The organism is Mycobacterium nebraskense (assembly GCF_002102255.1).
Classification (GTDB): domain Bacteria; phylum Actinomycetota; class Actinomycetes; order Mycobacteriales; family Mycobacteriaceae; genus Mycobacterium; species Mycobacterium nebraskense.
In genome coordinates this window covers 1-4,434 of record NZ_LQPH01000113.1, presented here as the reverse complement: position 1 = coordinate 4,434, position 4,434 = coordinate 1, and the positions used below count along the sequence as shown (strand labels likewise).

Sequence of the window (4,434 nt, the reverse complement as noted above, 5' to 3'; positions counted from 1 at the left end):
TGCTCCTTCCATCAGACTTGCCGGTCTTCGAGGGAACCTACGTCCGGATTCTTTTACACCGCGGCAGGGACACGACCACCAACGCCACAACGGTGCTCATCGGCGAGAACCGTTGGCGTACGCTGAACGACGCGGGCAGCACGCTGGTATCGCTCTTTACCGATGCTCTCCGCAGCGAAGGCGAAGAACCCAAATTCGATCTTGAGGCGACACTTCAGCGGAACGTGAGCCCCGTCTCCGAAGTACGCTCTGTCGACCTGCTGCCGTCATCGCTTGACCTCATCGACGTTCAGGACCGTCTGGCGTCGATGTCGTCGGGACGTTTTTATTCGAACAATCCAACAGATCTGTTGCGTCGGGCAGTCAAACCGATCCTCGATGAATACGACTACGTGCTCGTGGATTGTCCGCCGAACCTCGGCATTGTCACCCTCAATGGGCTGCGAATCAGCGATGGCTATATCGTCCCGACCATCCCAGATGTCCTGAGCACTTACGGCATTCCACAGATCCAGTCTCGGGTTAAGGCCTTTGCCGACAACCTCGGAGAGACGATCCATGAGCTAGGTATCGTCATCACTAAGTACCGAGCTGCATCGACGGTGCACAATACAACGATCAAGCGGCTCGAGGACGATGAGAACCTGCCAGCTGTGTTTGGCACCTGGGTACCAGAAGGAAACGCCATCGCTGCATCAGCCGAGTTCTCTCCGACCTCGACGCTTCGCCAGAAGTATGCATACCAAGGCGGATACGAGGTATTTCGGGCGTTGGCCAAAGAGTTCATCGCCGCGGTCGAGGAGATCGCGTGACAGACTCGACTGCGCTTGACTCGACGGTCGAGCGAGCTGCGCAAGCTCTAATCAAACTCGGTTCCTTGCGGCCTGAGCTCGCCTCGACGCTCGCGGAGTTTGTCAAAGTTGTTGCCGACGAGGCGGCGCGCACGCCCCGATTTAGCAATGCGCTAACTGCCGCGCTGAACTCTGCAGGCTCAACTTCGTTGAAACCGAAACGGACTGGACGTCGAGATCCCGGACCGATTGACCCTTTCGCTGTATATGGTGAAGTTGGGGAGGACGGCCTGAGGCGCCAGCTTTGCGAACTCGAACTCGAACAGTTGCGGAATATCGTGGCCGAACATGGCATGGACCACGATCGGCTCGCGATGAAGTGGAAAGATCCAGGACGCGTCATTGACCGCATCGTCGAAAAGGTCTCGGCGCGAGCTGTGAAAGGATCCGCATTTCGTTCAGGTACGGAGGGCACTCCAAGTTCAGGTACAAGCAAATGAGCGCCGTGGACACCCGAATCCCTGTGTATCGTCCGACAATTGCGAGATAGTGACGACTACGCCACGGGAGGCCCGTGACCCGGAATTGGGCAATCCCGGCCCTTCCGAGTTTTCCCCGGGGCCGGGGGGTGGTGGCGCCCGGCGAGGAGACCGCACCAAGCCACGGCGCAACGTACCGAGAACGTGCCCGCCGTTAGACCTAACCCACAGCCCTGGCCTCAGCGTGCGGGCGCGACCCGCCAAACCCAAGCAAGCGGTGCCCCGCCGGAGGGCTACCCCGGGGACTGGGTGGTGCGGTAAGCGCGGTGGGTCAATCATTGCGACCTTATCGAAGCACCCGACCCGTCGTCTCCGCGCACGCCGTAACCGTCGCCGCGTTCTTCCTCGGTCCTGGGCACTCGCATCGGCAGAAGCGATCTCAGCACACGGGCATACAGCATCTGTGCAAGCGTGAAACGCGGCCGCCCGAGGGGCGCAATACTGGGACGCGGGTCCGCGCCTGCTGGTAAGTCTGGTATTCAGTACGTCTAGCTAGCGCTCCAAACGGACATCGTGGGAGGTGGGGACGGTTGGCCGGCATCGACTTTGAACCCGACAAACGCACGGTGGAAGACCTGTTCGTCGGTGCTGACTACTACGTGATTCCACGCTTTCAGCGGCCCTACAGTTGGGACGCCGCGAACCTCGACGACTTTTGGCGAGATGTCGTATACGACAATGACATCGGCTACTTCATCGGCCCTATGGTGGCTTGGCGTGAACCGGGAAGCCCGATACGGCGACTCGTGGATGGCCAGCAGAGAATCACCACGATTGCGATAATATTTGCAGTCCTACGCGATCAATTTTCGAGCTTGGGGGAGGGGAACCTAGCGGAAGGAATACACCGTTACTTAGAGAAAGCAGATCGCAATAACGAACTTCGCTTCACCCTTGGAACCGAGGTGGAGTCACCATTCTTAGCGCAAGCAATTTTCAAGTCACCGCCAGATGCAACTGTCAAGCCGAATTCAGAAGAGGAGGCGGCGCTTTCCAAGGCGCTTGACGCGATCACGCGTCGAGTGCAGGAAGAGGTGAACAAACGCGTCACCCCAACCGAATGGCTACGCGACCTGCGTGACCGCCTCTTAGGCCTTCGTGTCATCTGGATCGAACACAGCAATGAGGACGATGCGTACGTTATATTCGAGACTCTAAACACCCGCGGTAAAGATCTTGAAGTGGTTGACCTCGTAAAGAATCACTTGCTGAATCGACTCCGTGGAACAGGAAACGCGGCTGCCGACACCGCCAGGACTACTTGGGATAAAATGCGGAACGAATTGGAGGGTAGTGACACACGAAAACGAATTGATCCCAATAGATTCATGCTTCACTGGTGGCTTTCACAAGAAGAGTACGTTGCTGAGCGCAAGCTCTTCCCAGCTATCAAGAAGAAAGTCGCCACAAAGTCGGCCGCCAAGACCCGTTTAGAGTCTTTAGCGCGCGATGCGCCACTCTATCGCGCAGCGACAGAGCCAGCCTCCCGGATTTGGCCAATCGAAGAGGAACAAGCCCGTCGAAGCCTAGCCGCGCTTGCTATCTTTGGAGTGGTGCAGCCAGCGCCGTTGCTGCTTTCTTTGATACGCGCACGAGAAGCTCCGACCAAGCTTAATGCCGCACAGTTCAGGAGCACGCTGACAGTGATCGAGCGCTTCCACTTTCAACACACGGTCGTGAGTCAGCTTCGTAGCAGTGGCGGAGTTTCAGAAATGTATGCAAAAGCAGCGCGCGAACTGTGTGCAGCAAGCGACAATCAGCAAAAACGGGCAGATGTCCTGAAAGATATACGTAAGAAATTAATTGATCGCCGACCTGATCGTGATCAATTTATTCTTGCCTTTCAGGAGCGGTTTTACTTTACTAACGAATTCACCCGCGACAGCAAACTGGTTCGATATGTACTTGAAAGTTTTTTGCGTGTCGCCCATCCGTCCACCAGTACCCAAAATCTAACTATTGAACATGTTCTTCCACAAAAGGAGCTTGTGTCGGGCGGAAGCTTACAAGTGGTTGGAGCAATCGGCAATCTCCTTCTTGTTAACGAAGACTTGAATTCTAAACTCGATGATGCTGACTTTTCAGCGAAGAAGGCGATCCTCCAGGGGGAGGGCGCTCACTATGACATCGGAGGCATTTGGATGCTTCCGATTGGACTGCTACATCTATTCAGGCACGAACGACGATGCTCGCAGGGGAAGCCTACGACAAAGTCTGGAAACTATGAGCACGGATACTTGCGGATGACTGCTTAACGGTGTTGCAGCGCGCCATTGCGCCTCTATAGCACCTTCCCAACTTGCTCACAAACCTGGCGCGCGAGCAGCGGAGGTACCGAATTGCCCAGTTGCGCTTGCTTGCTGGCGCGATTCCCTACAAGTTCGAACTCATCAGGGAAGGTGAATAAGCGCTTTATCTCCGCCACGCGTAGGCGGCGATTCTCCCAATGGAAGGGGCCGACGTTCGGGCCAGGTTGAGCTTGAATGGTCGGCGACGGCTTGTCGGGATCTAGCTTCAGAAGGAAGGACCAATACCGACTCCGCCACTGGAATAACGGATTCGGGTGCCCTCTCTCAGCCGTATAGTGAAGGTAATTGCTTCCTGGCGGGATCTCGGCGAGAAGCGGCGCGTATTGTCCGTGTACCTTCTCCTGCGGCTCCGGATCGCAGACCAAACCCTCGAGCGCGGTTCCTGCGGATACGAACGGTTTGGCGTTGTTGCCGGTCTGGCGTCGCTCCCAGTTTCCTCCATGCGATGCGACAGGTAGTTGGGGTGTCGACGTACCTTTCGGTGCTCCGACAATGAATAGGCGCGGACGGGCTTGAGGGACACCATAATTGGCAGCGTGGAGCACGCCGATCGTAAAACTGTACCCAGCCTCATCAATCTCTTGAAGAAGCCTCACCAGGGCTGGGCGGCTTGCCTTGTTGTTATAAGTCAGAGCATAAACGTTCTCTAAAACGAACGTGCGCGGCTGAGCCTCACGTAACACACGCGTGTACTCCTGAAGTAACGATGCATCTGGGTCTAGGCCGTGTCTGTTAATTGTGGACGCGGTGGTAGGTGATGATGGCGGCCAGGGTGACGCCGCCGAGGTAGGTCAG

At 56.5% G+C, this 4,434-nt stretch carries 4 protein-coding genes; 3 read left to right on the top strand and 1 reads right to left on the bottom strand.

All coding sequences use genetic code 11. The features are described from left to right. From AWC17_RS13345 to AWC17_RS13335, 3 genes are all read left to right on the top strand, one after another. Positions 1-812 (top strand): ParA family protein (locus AWC17_RS13345; protein WP_341865667.1); only part of this gene is annotated, 812 nt, incomplete at its 5' end. Continuing rightward, complete coding sequence (locus AWC17_RS13340; RefSeq protein ID WP_231588675.1) at positions 809-1,291, top strand: hypothetical protein; 483 nt, start codon at positions 809-811, stop codon at positions 1,289-1,291. The genes AWC17_RS13345 and AWC17_RS13340, both read left to right, overlap by 4 nt. Positions 1,292-1,860: 569 nt before the next feature. Then, positions 1,861-3,585: a DUF262 domain-containing protein gene (locus AWC17_RS13335; RefSeq protein ID WP_082123186.1), complete on the top strand. Its 1,725-nt coding sequence runs from the start codon at positions 1,861-1,863 to the stop codon at positions 3,583-3,585. 26 nt (positions 3,586-3,611) lie between these two features. Here the strand turns inward: AWC17_RS13335 and AWC17_RS13330 are convergent, their stop codons facing one another. After that, positions 3,612-4,376 (bottom strand): DNA cytosine methyltransferase, encoded by a 765-nt coding sequence (locus AWC17_RS13330; RefSeq protein WP_085164781.1) that lies wholly within the window; start codon positions 4,374-4,376, stop codon positions 3,612-3,614. Between the last annotated feature and the right edge of the window lie 58 nt (positions 4,377-4,434).